At 59.8% G+C, this 16,521-nt stretch carries 15 protein-coding genes; 9 read left to right on the forward strand and 6 right to left on the reverse strand.

Annotated elements, in window-relative coordinates:
* The first annotated feature begins 198 nt into the window (after positions 1-198).
* From ACOYW0_RS11710 to ACOYW0_RS11750, 9 genes are all read left to right on the forward strand, one after another.
* A complete protein-coding gene (locus ACOYW0_RS11710) occupies positions 199-828 on the forward strand; it encodes a TetR/AcrR family transcriptional regulator (RefSeq protein ID WP_482418608.1) in 630 nt (209 codons plus the stop codon).
* Between the two features lie 283 nt (positions 829-1,111).
* On the forward strand, positions 1,112-2,920 hold the full coding sequence (locus ACOYW0_RS11715) for an acyl-CoA dehydrogenase (RefSeq protein WP_482418609.1): 1,809 nt from the start codon (positions 1,112-1,114) through the stop codon (positions 2,918-2,920).
* A gap of 212 nt (positions 2,921-3,132) precedes the next feature.
* On the forward strand, positions 3,133-4,428 hold the full coding sequence (locus tag ACOYW0_RS11720; protein WP_180138265.1) for a helix-turn-helix domain-containing protein: 1,296 nt from the start codon (positions 3,133-3,135) through the stop codon (positions 4,426-4,428).
* A 261-nt stretch (positions 4,429-4,689) separates the two neighbouring features.
* The gene (locus tag ACOYW0_RS11725; protein ID WP_482418610.1) at positions 4,690-5,640 is read left to right on the forward strand and encodes a ketopantoate reductase family protein; all 951 of its coding nucleotides are present in this window, start codon (positions 4,690-4,692) and stop codon (positions 5,638-5,640) included.
* Positions 5,640-6,200, forward strand: a complete 561-nt coding sequence (yjjX, locus tag ACOYW0_RS11730) for an inosine/xanthosine triphosphatase (RefSeq protein ID WP_482418611.1) — start codon at positions 5,640-5,642, stop codon at positions 6,198-6,200. Before ACOYW0_RS11725 ends, yjjX begins: the two co-directional genes overlap by 1 nt.
* On the forward strand, positions 6,193-6,972 hold the full coding sequence (locus tag ACOYW0_RS11735) for an alpha/beta fold hydrolase (protein WP_482418612.1): 780 nt from the start codon (positions 6,193-6,195) through the stop codon (positions 6,970-6,972). Before yjjX ends, ACOYW0_RS11735 begins: the two co-directional genes overlap by 8 nt.
* Positions 6,973-7,451: 479 nt before the next feature.
* Positions 7,452-7,694 (forward strand): hypothetical protein, encoded by a 243-nt coding sequence (locus tag ACOYW0_RS11740; RefSeq protein WP_180138273.1) that lies wholly within the window; start codon positions 7,452-7,454, stop codon positions 7,692-7,694.
* Positions 7,695-8,166: 472 nt separating this feature from the next.
* Positions 8,167-8,865 (forward strand): response regulator, encoded by a 699-nt coding sequence (locus tag ACOYW0_RS11745; protein WP_482418613.1) that lies wholly within the window; start codon positions 8,167-8,169, stop codon positions 8,863-8,865.
* 58 nt (positions 8,866-8,923) lie between these two features.
* Positions 8,924-10,690 (forward strand): ATP-binding protein, encoded by a 1,767-nt coding sequence (locus ACOYW0_RS11750; protein ID WP_482418614.1) that lies wholly within the window; start codon positions 8,924-8,926, stop codon positions 10,688-10,690.
* An 87-nt stretch (positions 10,691-10,777) separates the two neighbouring features.
* Here the strand turns inward: ACOYW0_RS11750 and ACOYW0_RS11755 are convergent, their stop codons facing one another.
* The 6 genes from ACOYW0_RS11755 to pstC all read right to left on the reverse strand — a co-directional run bounded on the left by ACOYW0_RS11755 (position 10,778) and on the right by pstC (position 16,473).
* On the reverse strand, positions 10,778-11,101 hold the full coding sequence (locus ACOYW0_RS11755; RefSeq protein WP_482418615.1) for a hypothetical protein: 324 nt from the start codon (positions 11,099-11,101) through the stop codon (positions 10,778-10,780).
* A 26-nt stretch (positions 11,102-11,127) separates the two neighbouring features.
* Positions 11,128-12,411 carry a glycosyltransferase family 39 protein gene (locus ACOYW0_RS11760; protein WP_482418616.1) on the reverse strand — a complete coding sequence of 428 codons (1,284 nt, stop codon included), beginning with the start codon at positions 12,409-12,411 and terminating at the stop codon, positions 11,128-11,130.
* 255 nt (positions 12,412-12,666) lie between these two features.
* Positions 12,667-13,329: a phosphate signaling complex protein PhoU gene (gene phoU / locus ACOYW0_RS11765; protein WP_482418617.1), complete on the reverse strand. Its 663-nt coding sequence runs from the start codon at positions 13,327-13,329 to the stop codon at positions 12,667-12,669.
* A gap of 254 nt (positions 13,330-13,583) precedes the next feature.
* The gene (gene pstB / locus ACOYW0_RS11770) at positions 13,584-14,360 is read right to left on the reverse strand and encodes a phosphate ABC transporter ATP-binding protein PstB (RefSeq protein WP_482418618.1); all 777 of its coding nucleotides are present in this window, start codon (positions 14,358-14,360) and stop codon (positions 13,584-13,586) included.
* Between the two features lie 248 nt (positions 14,361-14,608).
* On the reverse strand, positions 14,609-15,493 hold the full coding sequence (gene pstA, locus ACOYW0_RS11775) for a phosphate ABC transporter permease PstA (RefSeq protein WP_482418619.1): 885 nt from the start codon (positions 15,491-15,493) through the stop codon (positions 14,609-14,611).
* Positions 15,494-15,495: 2 nt separating this feature from the next.
* On the reverse strand, positions 15,496-16,473 hold the full coding sequence (pstC, locus tag ACOYW0_RS11780; protein ID WP_482418620.1) for a phosphate ABC transporter permease subunit PstC: 978 nt from the start codon (positions 16,471-16,473) through the stop codon (positions 15,496-15,498).
* Positions 16,474-16,521: the final 48 nt, after the last annotated feature.

Consider the following 16,521-nt stretch of genomic DNA (forward strand, 5'->3'; position numbering starts at 1 on the left):
CGGGGCAGGGTGGGCGATTCCCCAAGGTATTGGGTGACATACACACCCTTGATACCAGATCAAGTAGATTTCAGCGGCAGGGGGAGGGCGCCGGAACAGCCCGCCCTTGGCGGTTTTCCGATGGTTCGTAGAGAAACAACTTGACAGAATTATAAGTCAAAATAATAATAAAATTTACTTCACTAACTGGGAGGGGGCGTGGCGGATTCGGGACTGAGCAGAAAGGAACGGGAGTACAAACGGCGTCGGGAAGAGATTCTGGAAGCAGCACTTTCCGTTTTTGCGGAGAGGGGGTACTACGGGACCACCATGGCTCAGATCAGTCAGAAGTCTGAATACCCTCTGGGCACCATCTACAAGTACTTCAGTGGAAAAGAGCAGATTTTCCATGACATGGTGATGGACCGGGGCATCCGCCTTGGGCGCCTCATTGCCGAGGCTGCTTCGCGAAAGGATCTGGCCCCCAGGGACAGAGCGTACGCATGTCTCCAGGCCAATGCCCGGTTCCTGAGGAACAACCAGGCCTTTGTGCGGGTGTATATCTCGCTGCGGAGCAGCGTCGACATGATCCTCTCCCCGGAGCTCAACGCCGACATCAATCGCCTCAACGACAAGATGGTGGAGACCTACACCGAGATTTTTCAGGAGGGGGTTGAAAAAGGGGAGTTCAGGCCCTACCCCGCCGAAGACCTCTCGGCCCTGTTTTACGGGGTGATCTTTTCTGCCATCTGGCCCTGGGTCTCCGGGAGCAGGGAGACGTATGACATCGAAGCCTGGTTGAATCGTGCCTTTGAGCTTCTCACCAACGGCTTTTGTGTCTCCAAGTGAGGGAGAGGTCGGGATAGTTATTGACCGACAGGTAAAAATCTGGAATAATACCGCGTTAACGCTGACAATTGGCTTATTTCAGGCCTGTGCAGGGCGTTGCCGCACAAGGCAGACGAGAAAATGGTTTTTTGTGTAAAACCATAAACATAGTTCTGCTTTGAGTAATAATGATTTGGTCGAAAGTGCTGTATTGGAAGGGAATTCATTAGATTTCAGAGCTGACAAGGCCCTTAATATGCCTTAAATAATCTTAAAATGTCTTAATATAAGGAGAGATTTTGTTATGGCACAACAGATTGCAGACCGCAGGGACCAGGATTACGTTCTTCACGAAATGCTGAACGTTGCTCAGTTTTCAGAGACCGAGAAGTACGGTGATTTCAACAAGAAAACCATCGACATGGTTCTGTCCGAAGCCAGGAAGTTCGCCGTCAATGAAATTCTTCCCACCCAGAAGACCGGTGACGAAGAGGGCGTCAAGCTGGAAAACGGCCAGGTGAAGGTACCCCCTTCATTCCACAAGCCCTACAAGCTCTTCTGCGAGAACGAGTGGGTTGCCATGGCCGATGCACCGGAAGTAGGCGGCCAGGGCCTTCCCCACTCTGTTTCCCTGGCTTGCGGTGAGCTCTTCACCGGCGCCAACTGCGCTTTCCTTATGTACCCCGGCCTCACCCACGGCTGCGGCAACATCATCGCCAGCCTCGGTTCCGACAAGCAGAAGGAGCTCTACCTCAAGAAGCTCTACTCCGGCGAGTGGGGCGGCACCATGTGTCTCACTGAAGCCAACGCAGGCAGCGACGTAGGCGCCCTTGAGTCCGTGGCTACCCCCAACGACGACGGCACCTACAACATCGTGGGCAACAAGATCTTCATCTCCGGCGGCGACTCCGACATGGTTCCCAACGTGATCCACCCGGTTCTCGCCCGTATCGAAGGCTCCCCTGCAGGGACCCGCGGTATCTCCCTGTTCATCGTGCCCAAGCTCTGGGTCAACGATGACGGCAGCTTCGGCGAAGACAACGACGTTGTCGTTACCGGCGTTGAGCACAAGATGGGCATCCACGGCAACGCCACCTGCTCCATCGCCTTCGGCGGCAAGGGCAAGTGCCGCGGTACCCTCATCGGTGAGAAGAACAAAGGCATGAAGGCCATGTTCCTCATGATGAACGAAGCCCGTCAGGGCGTTGCTCTCCAGGGTCACGGTTTTGCCACCACCTCTTACATGAACGCCGTAAACTACGCCAAAGAGCGTATCCAGAGCCCCAACCTGCTCTCCATGCTCGACGCTGAGCCCAAGGGTGTGCCCATCATCCAGCACCCCGACGTGCGTCGCAACCTGCTCATCATGAAGTCCTACGTTGAAGGCATGCGTTCCCTGCTCTACTACATGGGCTTCTGCTTCGACATGGTCTCCACCGCCGAAGACGAAGCAGTTCGTGACAAGTACAACGGCCTCATCGAGATCGTGACCCCCGTTGCCAAGAGCTACGGCACCGACAAGGGCTTCGAGGTTTGCTCCCTGGGTATCCAGATCTACGGCGGCTACGGCTTCATCGAAGAGTATCCCCAGGCCCAGCTCCTTCGTGACTGCAAGATTACCTCCATCTACGAAGGCACCAACGGGATCCAGGCCATGGACCTCCTCGGCCGTAAGCTCGGCATGAAGAAAGGCAAGCCCATGATGGACCTGATGGGTGAAATCCAGGCTGCCATCGCCCTGGCCAAGGAAGCCGGTCTCGAAGACCTGGCTGCCAAGGTTGAAGCCGCCCTGAACAAGGTCGGTGAGTGCGCCATGGCCATCGGCGGCGCCGCCATGAGCGAGAAACTCCTCGACGCCTTCGGTTCCGCTACCCTCTTCCAGGAGTGCTGCGGTGACCTGATCATGGCTTGGATGCACCTCTGGAGAGCTGCCGTTGCTCAGCCCAAGATCGAAAAAGCCAAGAAGAAGGACAAAGCCTTCTACGAAGGTCAGGTGGTTACCGCCAAGTTCTTCATCGAGCACATGCTGCCCGTCGGCCTCGGCAAGATGGACGCAGTCAAAGGCCTCACCGGCGCCATCATGGAGATGCCCGAAGACGCATTCATCGGCTAACCGATAAGAGGTTATAGGGGATTTCATCCCTGATCAGTGCTATATATAAGCCCGGAAGAGTGTGCCTCGCATCCTCTTTCGGGCTTTGTTATTATGGGGAGACGCGTGTTACCGGCGCGGGCGTTTGGAGGGGACGCCTTCGGCCGCATGCGTGGCGAACCATGAACGGGATCTTTAATTTTAGGGCTCACAACCATTTTGAGGACGTAAGAATGCACCAAAAAGCGGGAACCGGCATCGGGAAAGTGGACGAGATACTTGACGGACTTCGGGTGGGAGACAACGTCATCTGGCATGATGATTCCGGGAGCCTGGCTTCCGACTACTGCCTGAAACTCATGGAAGCATCCGCACGGGAAGACAAGCCGGTGATCTATGTCAGTTTCGACCGGTCTCCCAACAACCTCGTGAAAAAGCTGGGACCCCTGGCCGACGCCCCCGGGCTCACCATCCTGGACTGTTTCACCCACGGCAAAGGCGGGGGCAGTGAGCTGTTCCTCAAGTACTACAGCTCACGTGAACGAAATGCCAACGTGATCCTGGTGGAGAACCCCTCGGATCCTTCGGCCCTCTCTGACGCCCTGGAAAGCAACCTGGCGGATCACGGTCTGGACACCCGGTTTATCTTTGAGTCCATCACCGGCATGCAGGACCTCTGGGGAGATGAGGAGCGGATCCTGAAGTTCTACACCCGCACCTGCCCCAAGCTCTATGAACTGAGCACCATTGCGTACTGGCTCATCGAGCACCGGGCCCACAGCGACCGGCTGAAAGCGGGCATCGCCCAGATCGCCCAGGTGGTCATCGAGCTCTCCGTCAAACGGGGCAAGTTTTTCTTCAACCTCATCAAGGCCGAAGGCCGGGAGCACGGCCCCTTGAACAAGCCCCAGGGTTACTGGGTGCGCGATGGCGAGGTGGTGTTCGGCTCCGGGGACCAGAAGGGCTGGGGCCGCATCGACATCGGGAGCCGCCTCAAGCACTTCCGCACCTCCGCCGGCCTCTCCCAGACCGGTCTGGCCAAGCAGGTGGGGGTCACCCCCAGCACCATCAGCCAGATTGAAAACGGTCAGATCTACCCCTCCCTTCCCGCCCTCTTCCGCATGGCAGAGCTCCTTGCCGTGGAAACAGGCTCCTTCTTCTCGGACAACTCCGCCGAAGAGGCCACACCTGTCTACGAGCCCTCCCAGTGGCAGGACATCAACATCCCGGGCATCACAGGAAAAGGCGGATCCGTGCGCCAGGTGATCCCCTCGGGCGGGGACACGGGCTTTGAGGTGTGGCTTCTGGAGATCGAGCCAGGCCGGGTCATAAAACAGCACTTCTTCGACGAGAAGTGCGAAGAAGTGGGCTACGTCATCAAGGGCAGCGTCCTCTTCCAGAGCGGCAGCCGCGACCTCGAAGCTGTGGAAGGCTCCCTCATCCATCTGGTGGAACGCACCCCCTCCCGCTGGAAAAACAAAGGGGAGGAAAAAGCGGTGATCCTCTGGCTCAAACTGCGCCAGGTGTAAAGCGTACGGGAAGAAAAAATGCCTCCGGCGGCCCTGCCGGGGGCCAAACTTTTGAAACGTTTGACAAACTGGTTTTTGTGAATTGCCTGGACCTTCTGGAAGATCGTAACTATTCGACTATATAAAATTAACGAACAGGCATCGCCTTCTGCCGCTCAGCCCCACTGGGGCTGAGCGGCAGAAGGCGATGCAACCGGAACGTTTTTGCGGAGCTTTTTTCAAAAAGCGACCCGCCGGAGGCAGCGAAAGGATATTCATAATATGAAAGTACTGGTGTTTGGGGGCGGTGCCGTGGGGTTGGGACTGGCGTCGTGCCTTGCTGAGGCGGGGGTGACCCCGGATATTGTGACCCGGAAAGAAGGCGCTGACGTCATTGCGGAAGAGGGGCTCAAGCGCACGGGGCTGTTGGGGCAGGCGGTGTTTCGCAACGTGCGGGCCGGGGTGTCCCCGGATGATTTTTCGGCAAGCGGGCCCTATGATTATGTGCTTGTCTGCACCAAGTCCAGCGCCACGGGGGAGGCGGGAAAGGCCCTTTCAGCGGTTCCCGGGCTTTTGGGGCCAGCCACCTGCGTGGTGCTCTGCCAGAACGGCTGGGGCAACCGGGAGCGGGTTTCCCGCTGGGTGGATCCCGACCGGGTTTACAATGCCCGGGTCATCACCGGGTTTTCCCGGCCGGCCCCCAACACCAGCCACATTACGGTCCATGTGGCCCCCATCTCCATGGGGCATCTGGAGAGGTCCATGGACGGGGAGCTGGTGCCCCTGGCAGAGGCCCTTACCGCAGGCGGGCTCTCCTGCACCCCGTCCGATGACGTGGGAAAAGACCTCTGGGCCAAGATGCTTTTTAACGGTTCCCTGAACTCTCTGGGGGCCATCTTCGGTGTGCCCTACGGCAAGCTCTCCGACCACCCCGAAGGGCTGCGCCTGATGCGGTCCGTGGTCAACGAGATTTTTGCGGTGATGGCCGCGGCCGGCTACCGTACCTGGTGGGAGACCCCGGAGGAGTATTTTCAGGTACTCACCGGCGACCTTCTTCCCACGGCAGCCACCCACGTCTCGTCGACCCTTCAGGACCTCAAGGCGGGCAAGAAGACCGAGATCGACGCCCTCACCGGCGAGGTGGTGCGCTTAGGGGAAAAACACGGGGTGCCGGTGCCCGTGAACCAGACGGTGCTGGATATCATCGGGTTTATGGAAAAGGATTGTGCGTGATGTTACAGGACAGTGTTCGGGTGGCCGTGGGATCGGCCAACCCCAACAAGCTTGATGCGGTAAAAAGGGCTTTTCAAGGCTTTAACGGATTCAACAACCTTTCGTTTGTGTCGGTGGCCTTTCCCTCCGGGGTGTCGGACCAGCCGGTGGGCTATGAGGAGACCCTCAGCGGGGCCGACAACAGAGCCCAGGGGGCCTACGGCGGCTCCGGCTTCGGCGTGGGACTGGAGTCGGGCCTGGTACCCGTTGCCGGAACCGAGACCGGATACATGAACCTCACCGCCTGCGTGATCTATGACGGCCAGCGGTTTCACCGGGGCGTGGGCCCGGCCTTTGAACTCCCCGGCGAGGTGTGCCGGATGGTTGTGGACGGGGGCTGCGAGCTGGACGAGGCCGTGCACCGGGCCGGGCTCTCAGAGAGCCGGCGCATCGGCTATGCCGAAGGGATCATCGGCCTTCTCTCAAACGGGGCCGTGACCCGTGCCGACTACATGGTCCCTGCCGTAACCATGGCCCTGGTGGCCCTTGCAGCCTCCGTAAAAGGAGAGGCCCATGCGTGAGGAGCGGGTGATTTCTGTCCTGGGCCAGACCCTTTACACCGTGTGTGTGAAAGGGGACAGCCCCGGTGCCATGCCCATCGTGCTGCTGCATGAAGGGCTGGGGTGCGTGGGGATGTGGCACGACTTTCCCGAGGTCCTCAGCCGGGCCACGGGCCGGACGGTCTGGGCATGGGATCGCTGGGGATACGGCAAATCATCCCCTTTGACAGAGTGGGAAGCCAACTCCCAGTACCCCGCCTTTGAGGCAGAGACCATGCTGCCGCTGGTGCTTGACGCCCTGGGCCTTTCCCAGGCCCTCTTTTTCGGCCACAGCGACGGCGGCACCATTGCCCTGTTGTTCGGGGCCATGTTTCCCCACCGCACGACCGGGATCGTGGTGGAGGCCTGTCATGTGTATGTGGACGAGCTCACCATCGACGGCATTGCCGATGCCGACAGCTATTTTGCCGAGGGCACCTTTCGGGAAAAACTCGCCCGGCACCATGGCGACAATACGGAAAAAGCCTTTCGGCGGTGGGCCGATACCTGGCTTTCCCCTTCCCATCGAACCTGGGATATCACCGGGGCCATCTCCGCGGTGACGGCCCCAACCCTGGTGATTCAGGGGGAACACGACCAGTACGGCACCTGGGGCCAGGTGGAGGCCATCTGCCGCTCGGTGGCCGGGGCCACGGCCCTTAAGGTGAGCGACTGCCGCCACGTGGCCCACCACGAGAAGCGGGACGAGGTGGTGGCCGCCCTGGTTGATTTTTACGATGGCGCTGCCGGGTGAGGGAAAACGCATTGAGATTTTACCTCCGATGGCCCTGTCGGAGGCAAGTTGAATCGTTAAATACTTGTAACTATTCAGCTTATGCCTCCGGCGGCCCTGCCGGGGGCTAAACTTTTAAAAAGTTTAACAAACAGGTTTTAAAAAATCTTTTTGAGTGAATTTTTACTTTAAAGGCGGATGTGATTTGACCCGAGGAACGAGGGGCAAAACACATCCGCAACCTGCTTTCAAGGTGGCACACCTTGCCGCCGGAGGCTGTTTTTTTTTGAGCTGAATAGTTACAAATGCGTTGGCCCTGGCGGGGTGTGAACCCGCCTTGAACCTTTGGGGTAAGGGGTGTATATTGAAGTGGAATCAGTTGGATAGGCGCGGAATCCTTGCGGGCGGTGCGTCGCCTGCAAAGGGCGGTCACGGCCGTGGGCCAAAGCCCGGTGCCGTGAGTCGTTTCGTGCCTGACACGCCCTGTGCCGGGAGGTCCTATGAGTACCATTATTCATCTCGACCCGGAAGCGATGTCCCGCCTTGCGACGTTGGAGCGGCGCTTCGGGCTGGATCGGCGTGAACCGTTTGAGCGCCGACAGGGGTATGGGGTGCTCCACAGCGCCGAAGAGGGCGGGGTGGAGAATCGGTGTATTTTGGAACGGAGACGTTCCAGTGAGCGTCGTTTCGGATGGTTTCGCATGGGCCGATGGAGCAGCTCCTGCGATAAAGGCCCCGCATGAGGTACCGCCGAAACGGCAAAGGGGGGCCGTATGGCAGAAACCCAGGAGAGGAGAGACGGGAATAACAAGCGATTTCACTTTGATACCTATCCGAAATGGAGACGCCGGGGCGACGAACGGCGTCAACGGGGCACTTTCGAGGGGAAAGGGCTCTTTCGGCGTCGGCCCGGGGATCGGCGCATCGGATTTCTGGCGCGCATCTCACGGTACATCTTTCCCAGGGGATTTCCCGAAGATAGGTAACCATATCAAAGGCCCCGGCCTTCGGGTGCCGGGGCTACGACAACAAGGCGAGGTTCCATGGAACCTCGCCTTTTTTTTATCCCGTGGCGGTATGGGGGCCCTTGGAAAACGGGGAGATTACACGATCCATACACCTGCCTAACACAAGCCTAACACAACGGGTTTACAACCTACAGCACCCTTGACGGGCTCGTTGGCCGTCAAAGCCACCCTTTCCATGGAGAACGTGATGAAACCCAAAGCACATATGCTGGTCGTGGATGATGAAGAGGACATTCTGGACCTGGTGAAATACAACCTCGAACGGGAAGGCTACAAGGTGACCTGTACGGCAAGCGGGGAGCGCGCCGTGGAGATCGCCAGGCGTGAAACCGTGGATCTCATTGTCCTGGACCTCATGTTGCCCGGCATCGACGGGCTGGAGGTGACCCGCAGCCTTAAAGGGAGCCCTGCCACCGCGGATATTCCCATTGTGATGCTTTCGGCCAAGGGAGAAGAGGCCGACATCGTCACCGGTCTGGAGCTGGGTGCCGATGATTACGTGGCCAAGCCCTTCAGCCCCCGGGAGCTCCTGGCACGGGTCCGGGCGGTGAGGAGACGCACCGACAAGGGGGAGAGGGACGCGACCATGGACGAGGTGCTCCTCTTGGGGGAGATCGAGATTCGTCCCGGCAGGGTCCAGGTGAAGGTGCAGGGCCAGGGGGTGGAGCTCACCTTCTCCGAGTTTTCCCTGCTGCTGCTCCTGGCCCGGCGACCCGGGTGGGTTTTCACCCGGTCCCAGATCGTGGACGGCATCCGGGGGGACAACTACGCGGTTACGGATCGCAGCGTGGACGTGATTGTGGCCGGTTTGCGCAAGAAACTCGGGCCCTGCAGCCAATATGTCGAAACGGTCCGGGGCATCGGTTATCGGTTCAAAGAGGTCTGACATCCGGTCAAGGCCGCGGTTTCTTTTTTACCCCTTATACACAGGCAATGATAGATCCATGATGCAGCGTAAACGTCTTTTCTGGCAGCTTTTTCCCTCCTATGTGGGGATCCTTGTCCTGGCCCTTACGGCGGTGAGCCTTCTGGCCATCTCCTCCATGACCTCCTTTTATCACCAGCAGACCCTCCGGGATCTGGAGTCCCTTGCCGGGGTCATGGGACTTCGGGTGGGCCCCCTCATGAACGGGGATCGTTTAGCCGACATCGACGCTTACTGCAAGGCGTCGTCCCAACGTTCCGGTAGCCGCGTGACGGTCATTGACCGGGACGGGTGGGTTTTGGGGGATTCCACAAAGGATTCGGCCGCCATGGAGAACCATGGCTCCCGCCCGGAGGTGGTGAAGGCCCTGGAAGGCGTGACGGGCTTGTCCATCCGCTTCAGTGCCACCTTGACCACCAACATGATGTATGTGGCCATTCCCATTGAGCAGGACAACGTGGTGCTGGGGGTGGTGCGTACGGCGCTTCCCATGACGGCCCTTGAAGGCGAAGTCCGTTCCGTTCAGAAACGCATCATCTTCTGGGGACTGGCCACGGCCCTGGTGGCAGGATTCATAAGTCTCGTGGTCTCCCGGAAGATCAGCCGCCCCATCTCCGACATGCAGCGGAGTGCGCGCCTTTTTGCCGAAGGGGATTTCAGTCATAAGCTTTACGTCCCTGACTCTTTAGAGATCGGCGGGCTCGCCGAGTCCATGAACCTGATGGCACATCAGCTGGATGAGCGCATCCGCACCACCACTCGCCAGAGAAACGAGATGGAGGCCGTTTTGTCGAGCATGGTGGAAGGGGTGATGGCCGTGGACGCGGATTTTTCCATCATCAGCATGAACGCTGCGGCCCATGGGATTTTCGGCCTGGTGCCGGGGGAGGCCGTGGGCTTCGGGGTGTCCGAAGCGATCCGCAACATCGCTTTTATCCGTTTTGTGGAAAAGGCCGCAGGCACCTCCGAGGCCATGGAAGAGGACATCAAGCTCTGGGACAACCGGGAGACCCTGCTCCACAGCCGGAGCACGCCCCTGAAGGGTGTGGGGGAGGCGCGCCTGGGAACCCTCATCGTGTTTAACGACGTCACCCGCATGCGTCGGCTGGAGAGTATGCGCCGGGACTTTGCCTCCAACGCGTCCCATGAGATGCGCACCCCGTTGACCTGCATCAAGGGCGCCGTGGAGACGATCCTGCTGGAAAAAGAGAAGCTTCCCGAGAGCCATGATCGCTTTTACACCATTATCGAAAAGAACGTGGAGCGGATGACCCACCTCATTGAGGACCTTCTGGAACTCTCCCGCATCGAGCAGCAGCAGGGGGAGCTTTCCCTGACGCCGTCTCAGGTGGACGGGGTGCTGGAGACCAGCCTTCTTCTTCTTTCGGGAAGCGCCGACGCCAAGGATGTGACGCTGGAGGTGACAGGGGCCAAAGGGGTGATGGCCACCTTCGACCCCATGCTCCTGGAGCGTGCTGTGGTGAACCTACTGGACAACGCCATCAAGTATAGTCCGGCCCGGAGCACCGTCACCGTGGCTGTGGCACGAACCGAGGACAGGGTGGAGATCCGGGTGTCGGACCAGGGGTGCGGAATTCCTGCCGAGCACATTCCCCGGCTCTTTGAGCGCTTTTACCGGGTGGACAGTGCCCGGAGCCGAAAGCTTGGGGGCACAGGCCTGGGCCTTGCCATCGCCAAGCACGTGATGCACCTGCTCAACGGAGAGGTGAGGGTGGAAAGCACCCCTGAAAAAGGTTCCACCTTTACCCTGGTTGTTCCAAGCTGAAAAACCAAAGGATCAGGAAAAACAAACCCGGAGAGCTGAGCGAACCCACACCGCCCAGCTCTCCGGGTTTTTTGTTGCGATTCTGCTTTATCGTCCCCGCACAAACAGGAGACTTCCGCCCTTTTCAAGGGGAACCTTTTCCACAATGGTCACCGGGACCATGGAGAGGGCTTCCGGGAGGTGATCAGCGGCATCGGACTGCATGAGCAGGGTGTCATAATCGGGGTCTCCTCCTTTGAGGATGTCAAAGCAGCGATCCAGGTTGTCGGTGTTGAGCAGGTGAAGCCGCCCGTAAAAACAGAGTGAGGCCCGGAGGCGGCGGTCCACCCCGTACGCTGCGGTGCCCTTGTGTGGGTGGGTTTGGATGGCGGTGATCAGGGGGCGGATCTCCGATGCCCGGTGACCGGTCAAGGCGGAAAAGGGGCCGTTGGCCAGGGTTACCCAGAGGATGGCGGTGACGGTGAGGAGTCGCCCCGTGCGGGTGAGGGGGATGGTTTTACCACGCAGGTGACGGCGGCCAGGACCAGCCCTGTGGCGGCAAAGGGAGAGAAGAGGTCGCCCCGGAGGAGTCCGGGCAGGATGGCGTGGTCGGTGCGAAGGCTAAAAAGGCGCAGGCCCGGGGAGAAGGCCAGGATGAACAGGATCAGAACCACCGCCCAGGACCAGGCTGCGGCAAAGGGGCGGACCCACATGGGCATTCCGTCCCTCAGGACAAAGGCTGCCATGAGGGCCAGGGGGGGGAGTACCGGGCTGAGCCCCGTCTCACCGGTGATGGTGGGGAGAAGGGAGGCAAGGAACCAGAAGATAATGAACATGGGGGTTGGAGACAGGGTACCGCTCCGTAAGGTGCGGGCTGTAACGAGCCCCACATAGATAAAGAACAGGGGCGTCCAGGGCCAGGTCTGAGCAAGGATCTGCAGGGCCAGCTTGGTGGGCGACGGTGGCGGGGCGGGGGGGAATGCGGGGATCCAGAACCCCTGAGTAATGGGGGCCGCCGTATGGCCGATGACCTGGGTAACCATGCCACCGCTCGTGAGGACGAGGATGGCCAGAAGGGCGGCCAGGTGAAAAAAGAGATGGCTGACATGGCTGGTTCTTCCCGGGCCTCGGGAGTTGATAAACCAGACAATGCCCGCGGCCCAGACACAGGCGATGAGCAGGAGCCCGTCCCATGAGCTGGTGAGAAAGGCTCCGGCCGTTGCCGTTCCCGCCATGAGGATCCAGGGCGGTGAATCGTCCACAAAGGTTCTAAAGGTTGCCGTCACCGAAGCCATCAGGAAAAAAAGCAGGGCAGGGTCCCGGCCGATCCACCCGGCACCGAAGGCAAAACCGGGCATGGTGGCCAGAAGGGCCGTGGCAAGGAGCGCAAACCTGCTTTTTCCGTAGCGCAGGGCAAAGCTGAAGAAGAGCACCAGGGTACCCAGGCTGAAAAGGGCCGAGGTCAGGCGAAGGGGAGCCATGCCCTCCAGAAAGGGGGCTGTGGCATGGGACAATGTGGCCGCGGCAAGGGGGTAGAGCGGGGGAAGGCCTGCGAGGTACTCCTGAACCGTGGCCAGGGTGAGGGTGGGGGCCGCGGCCATGTGCAGGGCGGCTGCCGCAGTCACCGGGTCATCGGTGGCCAGGGGGGCCTCGCCCACCAGGCCGGTAATGGGGAGAGTGAAGGCTGACACCAGCACCAGGGTCAGGAACAGGGCGACCCGCGGGTTGTTGATTCGGACCATGGCTCTCTGCTGTATGGGCCCTTCGGAATGGGGCCGCAGTCGGGTGGTTTGGGTTGTAAGGGTGCAGGGGCGGACCCGTCCTTCACCAGACAGGACAGGTTTTGAAGCGTATGTTTATTGTGATGGTTGAGTGTTTTAATTAAAGAACATTGGTTATAAAGCTGGAAAAGTCAAGACAATTTCATGGGGCGGGGACGTAGAAATGCCGGGGGGAGCCGAAGAGCCCCTTGTTAAGGGGCTCGGTCGGCAACGGGGTTAGTCCAGGGCTTCTGTGTGGCGGATGATCTCACCCTTGCGCATGTAGATCACCTCTTCTGCGATGTTGGTGGCGTGATCGGCTATGCGTTCCAGGTGCCGGGAGACGAGAAAGAGGTTGATGAGGTACCCGGCTTCGTCCGGGGTTTGGGAGATGGCCTCTTTGATGCGGTCGTAAGCCGCGTTGCGCATGGCGTCCACCTCTTCATCCATGAAGCGGACCTTTTCGGCCATCTCGTCGTCCTGGCGGACAAAGGCATCCAGGCTCATCTTGAGCATCAGGCCGGATTTGTCCGCCATTTCGGTGTAATCGTAGGTGAAGCCCGGATTTTTTTTGGCCGCCAGGGTCTTGATGCGTACGGCAATGTTGACGGCCTGGTCGGCAATGCGCTCCAGGTCGTTGTTGATCTTGATGACCACCACCAGGGATCGCAAATCACCGGCCACGGGCTGGTGCAGGGCCAGGACCTTGAGGCACTCCTCTTCGATCTGGACCTCCTTTAAATCGATCTCCTCGTCTTTTTCAATGATCTCACGGGCCAGGTCCAGGTCCATGTCGTTTAATGCGCGGATGGCCAGCCGGAAGCGGTCTTCGGTGAGGGCTCCCAACGAGAGGAGCATGCGCCGGATTTTATCGAGTTCCCGTTGCAGATGGATGGTCATGGTTACTCTCTATCACCCGGTACACCGGGTGCCTCCTTGAAGGTAAAAAATCAATAAATGCTTAAAAATGAGGCCTCCGGCGGCCCTGCCGGGGGCCAAACTTTTGAAAAGTTTGATAAACAGGCTAAAAAAACAGATTCGGTTTAATTTGAAGCATAGGCGAATGTGATTTTCCCTGAGGAACGAAGGGGAAAGCGCATTCGCAACCTGCTTTCGAGGTGGCTCACCTCGCCGCCGGAGGCAAGCTTTTTCCCTTACCCGAAACGGCCGGTGATGTAGTCTTCGGTCTCTTTTTTCACCGGTTTGGTGAACAGGGTGTTGGTGTCCCCCACCTCCACGAGCTTGCCCATGTAGAAGAAGGCGGTGGTGTCGGAGACCCGGGCCGCCTGCTGCATGTTGTGGGTGACGATGATGATGGTGTAGCGCTCCTTGAGTTCCAGGACGAGTTCTTCGATTTTCTGGGTGGCGATGGGGTCCAGGGCCGAGGCCGGCTCGTCCATGAGCAGGATCTCCGGTTCCACGGCCAGGGCCCGGGCAATGCAGAGGCGCTGCTGCTGACCCCCGGAGAGTCCCAGGGCGGGTTTGTGGAGCCGGTCTTTGACCTCGTCCCAGAGGGCGGCCTGGATCAGGCTTCGCTCCACCCGCGAGGCCACCATGGATTTGTTGGTGATGCCGTTGACCTTGAGGCCGTAGGCCACGTTGTCGTAGATGCTTTTGGGAAAGGGGTTGGGCTTCTGGAACACCATGCCGATGTGCCGCCTGAGGGAGACCACGTCGATCTTTTTCTCCAGGATGTTCTTCCCCTCAAAGATCACCTCCCCCTCGCTGCGGGTCCCTGCCGTGAGGTCGTTCATGCGGTTCAGGCACCGGAGAAAAGAGCTCTTTCCACACCCCGAAGGGCCGATGAGAGCGGTGACCTGCCGTTCGGCAAAGGGCAGGGTGATCCCGTGGAGGGCCTGGAAGTCTCCGTAGAAAAGGCTCAGGTCCCTGGCGTGGATAATGGTGTCGTGGGTCTCGTTTTGTTGGGTCATGTTAAGTCACTTTTTATGAATGATACGTTTTTCGGTAACGGTTCTGCTTAAAAACACGCGGCGAGAACGTGTCCTGTAGCCTCGACGCTTGTGAGCCAGCCCGTAGAAACCATCAGCGTTTATGTCGAGCGAAGCCCGAGCCGAAGGCCCTTGCGCTTTCTCCTGAGGAACGAAGGAAAAAGCGCAAGGGCAATAAGCTTTCGAGGTGGCTCCACCTCGCCGCCGGAGGCTTGTTTAAGTAGATGCCCTTATACGCGGCTCCGTTTGCGCAGGCGCGAGCGCAGGAGGATGGCGCACAGGTTCATGCCGAGGACCAGGGCGATGAGGACAAGGGCCGTGCCGTACTGAAGGTGGCGCGTCTCTCCGATGTGGGTGCCTGCCGTGGCCAGGACGTAGATGTGGTAGGGCAGGGCCATGACCTCGTCGAAAATCGAGGTGGGCAGGTCCGGGGTAAAGAAGACGGCACCGGTGAACATGATGGGGGCTGTCTCGCCCGCGGCCCGGCCCAGGGCCAGGATGGATCCGGTGAGGATCCCCGGCAGGGCAGACGGCACCACCACCCGGCAGATGGTCTGCCACTTGGAGGCCCCGAGCCCCAGGGAGGCTTCCCGGTAGGTGTCGGGCACGGCTTTCAAGGCCTCTTCTGCGGCCCCGATGATGACGGGCAGGCTCATGACCCCCAGGGTCAGGGCTCCTGCCAGAAGGCTCACCCCCATCTTGAGTACCGTGCAGAAGAAGGCCAGGCCAAAGAGGCCGAACACCACCGAGGGGACCCCGGCAAGGTTGGCGATGGCAAACCGGATGACTGAGACGATCTTGCCCTGGCCGGCATATTCATTAAGGTAGATGGCTGTGCCCACCCCCACGGGAAAGGCGATGGCAAGGGCCCCGAAGGCCAGGGAGGCGGTGCCCACGATGCAGGGAAGGATTCCTCCTTCGGTCATGGAGTTCCTCGGCATCTGGGTGAGGAACTCCCAGCTGATGGCGGAGAGGCCCCGGGTGATGATGAAGAGGATCACGGAAAAAAGGGCCAACACGTTGATGGCTGCGGCCACACGGAAGAGGGTGAACCAGAGGGTCTGGGTGGTTCCGCGCCTTCCGGACTGGATGCGTTGGGAAATGGAAACGGTCATGATTACCCCTTGAGCCGATACTTGCGGGAGACGGCCATGGCCAGAACGTTAAAAATGATGGTGAAGAGGAACAGGGTGATGCCCGTGGCAAAGAGCGCGTGGTAGTGGTCCCCCCGGAATGGGGCCTCCCCCATCTCCGCGGCGATGCTCGCCGGCATGGGGCGGATGGGGTCGAAGAGGGATTCGGGCACCATGGCCGCGCCTCCGGCCACCATGAGCACCACCATGGTCTCGCCGATGGCCCGGGACATGCCCAGGATGATGGCCGTGGTGATGCCGGAGAGGGCCGCGGGCACCGTGACCCTGGAGATGGTCTCAAAGGGGGTGGCGCCCAGGGCCAGGGAGGCTTCCCGGTAGGTGACCGGGACGCTTCGCAAGGCATCTTCGGAGATGGTGCAGATGGTGGGGATGGACATGAAGGCCAGCATGATGGAGGCCGTGAACATGTTCAGGCCCGTGGGGATGTCAAAGAGGCTCTGCATGAGGGGGGCCACCGCCACCATACCGAAAAAACCGATGACCACCGACGGAAGGGAGGCCAAAAGCTCGATGGCGGGTTTGAGCCACTCCGCCACCCTGGGCGGGGCCAGTTCCGAGAGGTAGATGGCGGTCATCACCCCGGAGGGTACCGAGATGAGGGAGGAGAGCAGGGTCACGGCAAAGGAGCCCACGATGAGGGCCAGGATGCCGAAGGCCGGAGGCTCGTCCGTGGGGTACCAGAGCACGCCGCCGATGAACTCCCGCACCGAGACAAAGGAGAAGGTGGGGCTCCCCTCCAGGATCAGGAAGAGCATGATCAGGCCCAGGATGAGGATGGAGATCAGGGAGATGATCAGAAGGGAAGATTCGGCCACCCATTCCCCTACGGCGGTGCGCCGCCCGGTGAGGCTTCCCCGCTCCGGGGCGGTTGTTTCACGTGGAACCCGGCCCGGGGGGGACACCGGGGCGTGGGGTGCTGCGGTAGACTCGCTGTGTGTCATGAAAGGTCGTCCTTGGCTTGTGGCAAAAAAGCGAACACGCAGCCGACG

This window comes from Desulfoluna sp. HI9BLuna (assembly GCF_056829775.1).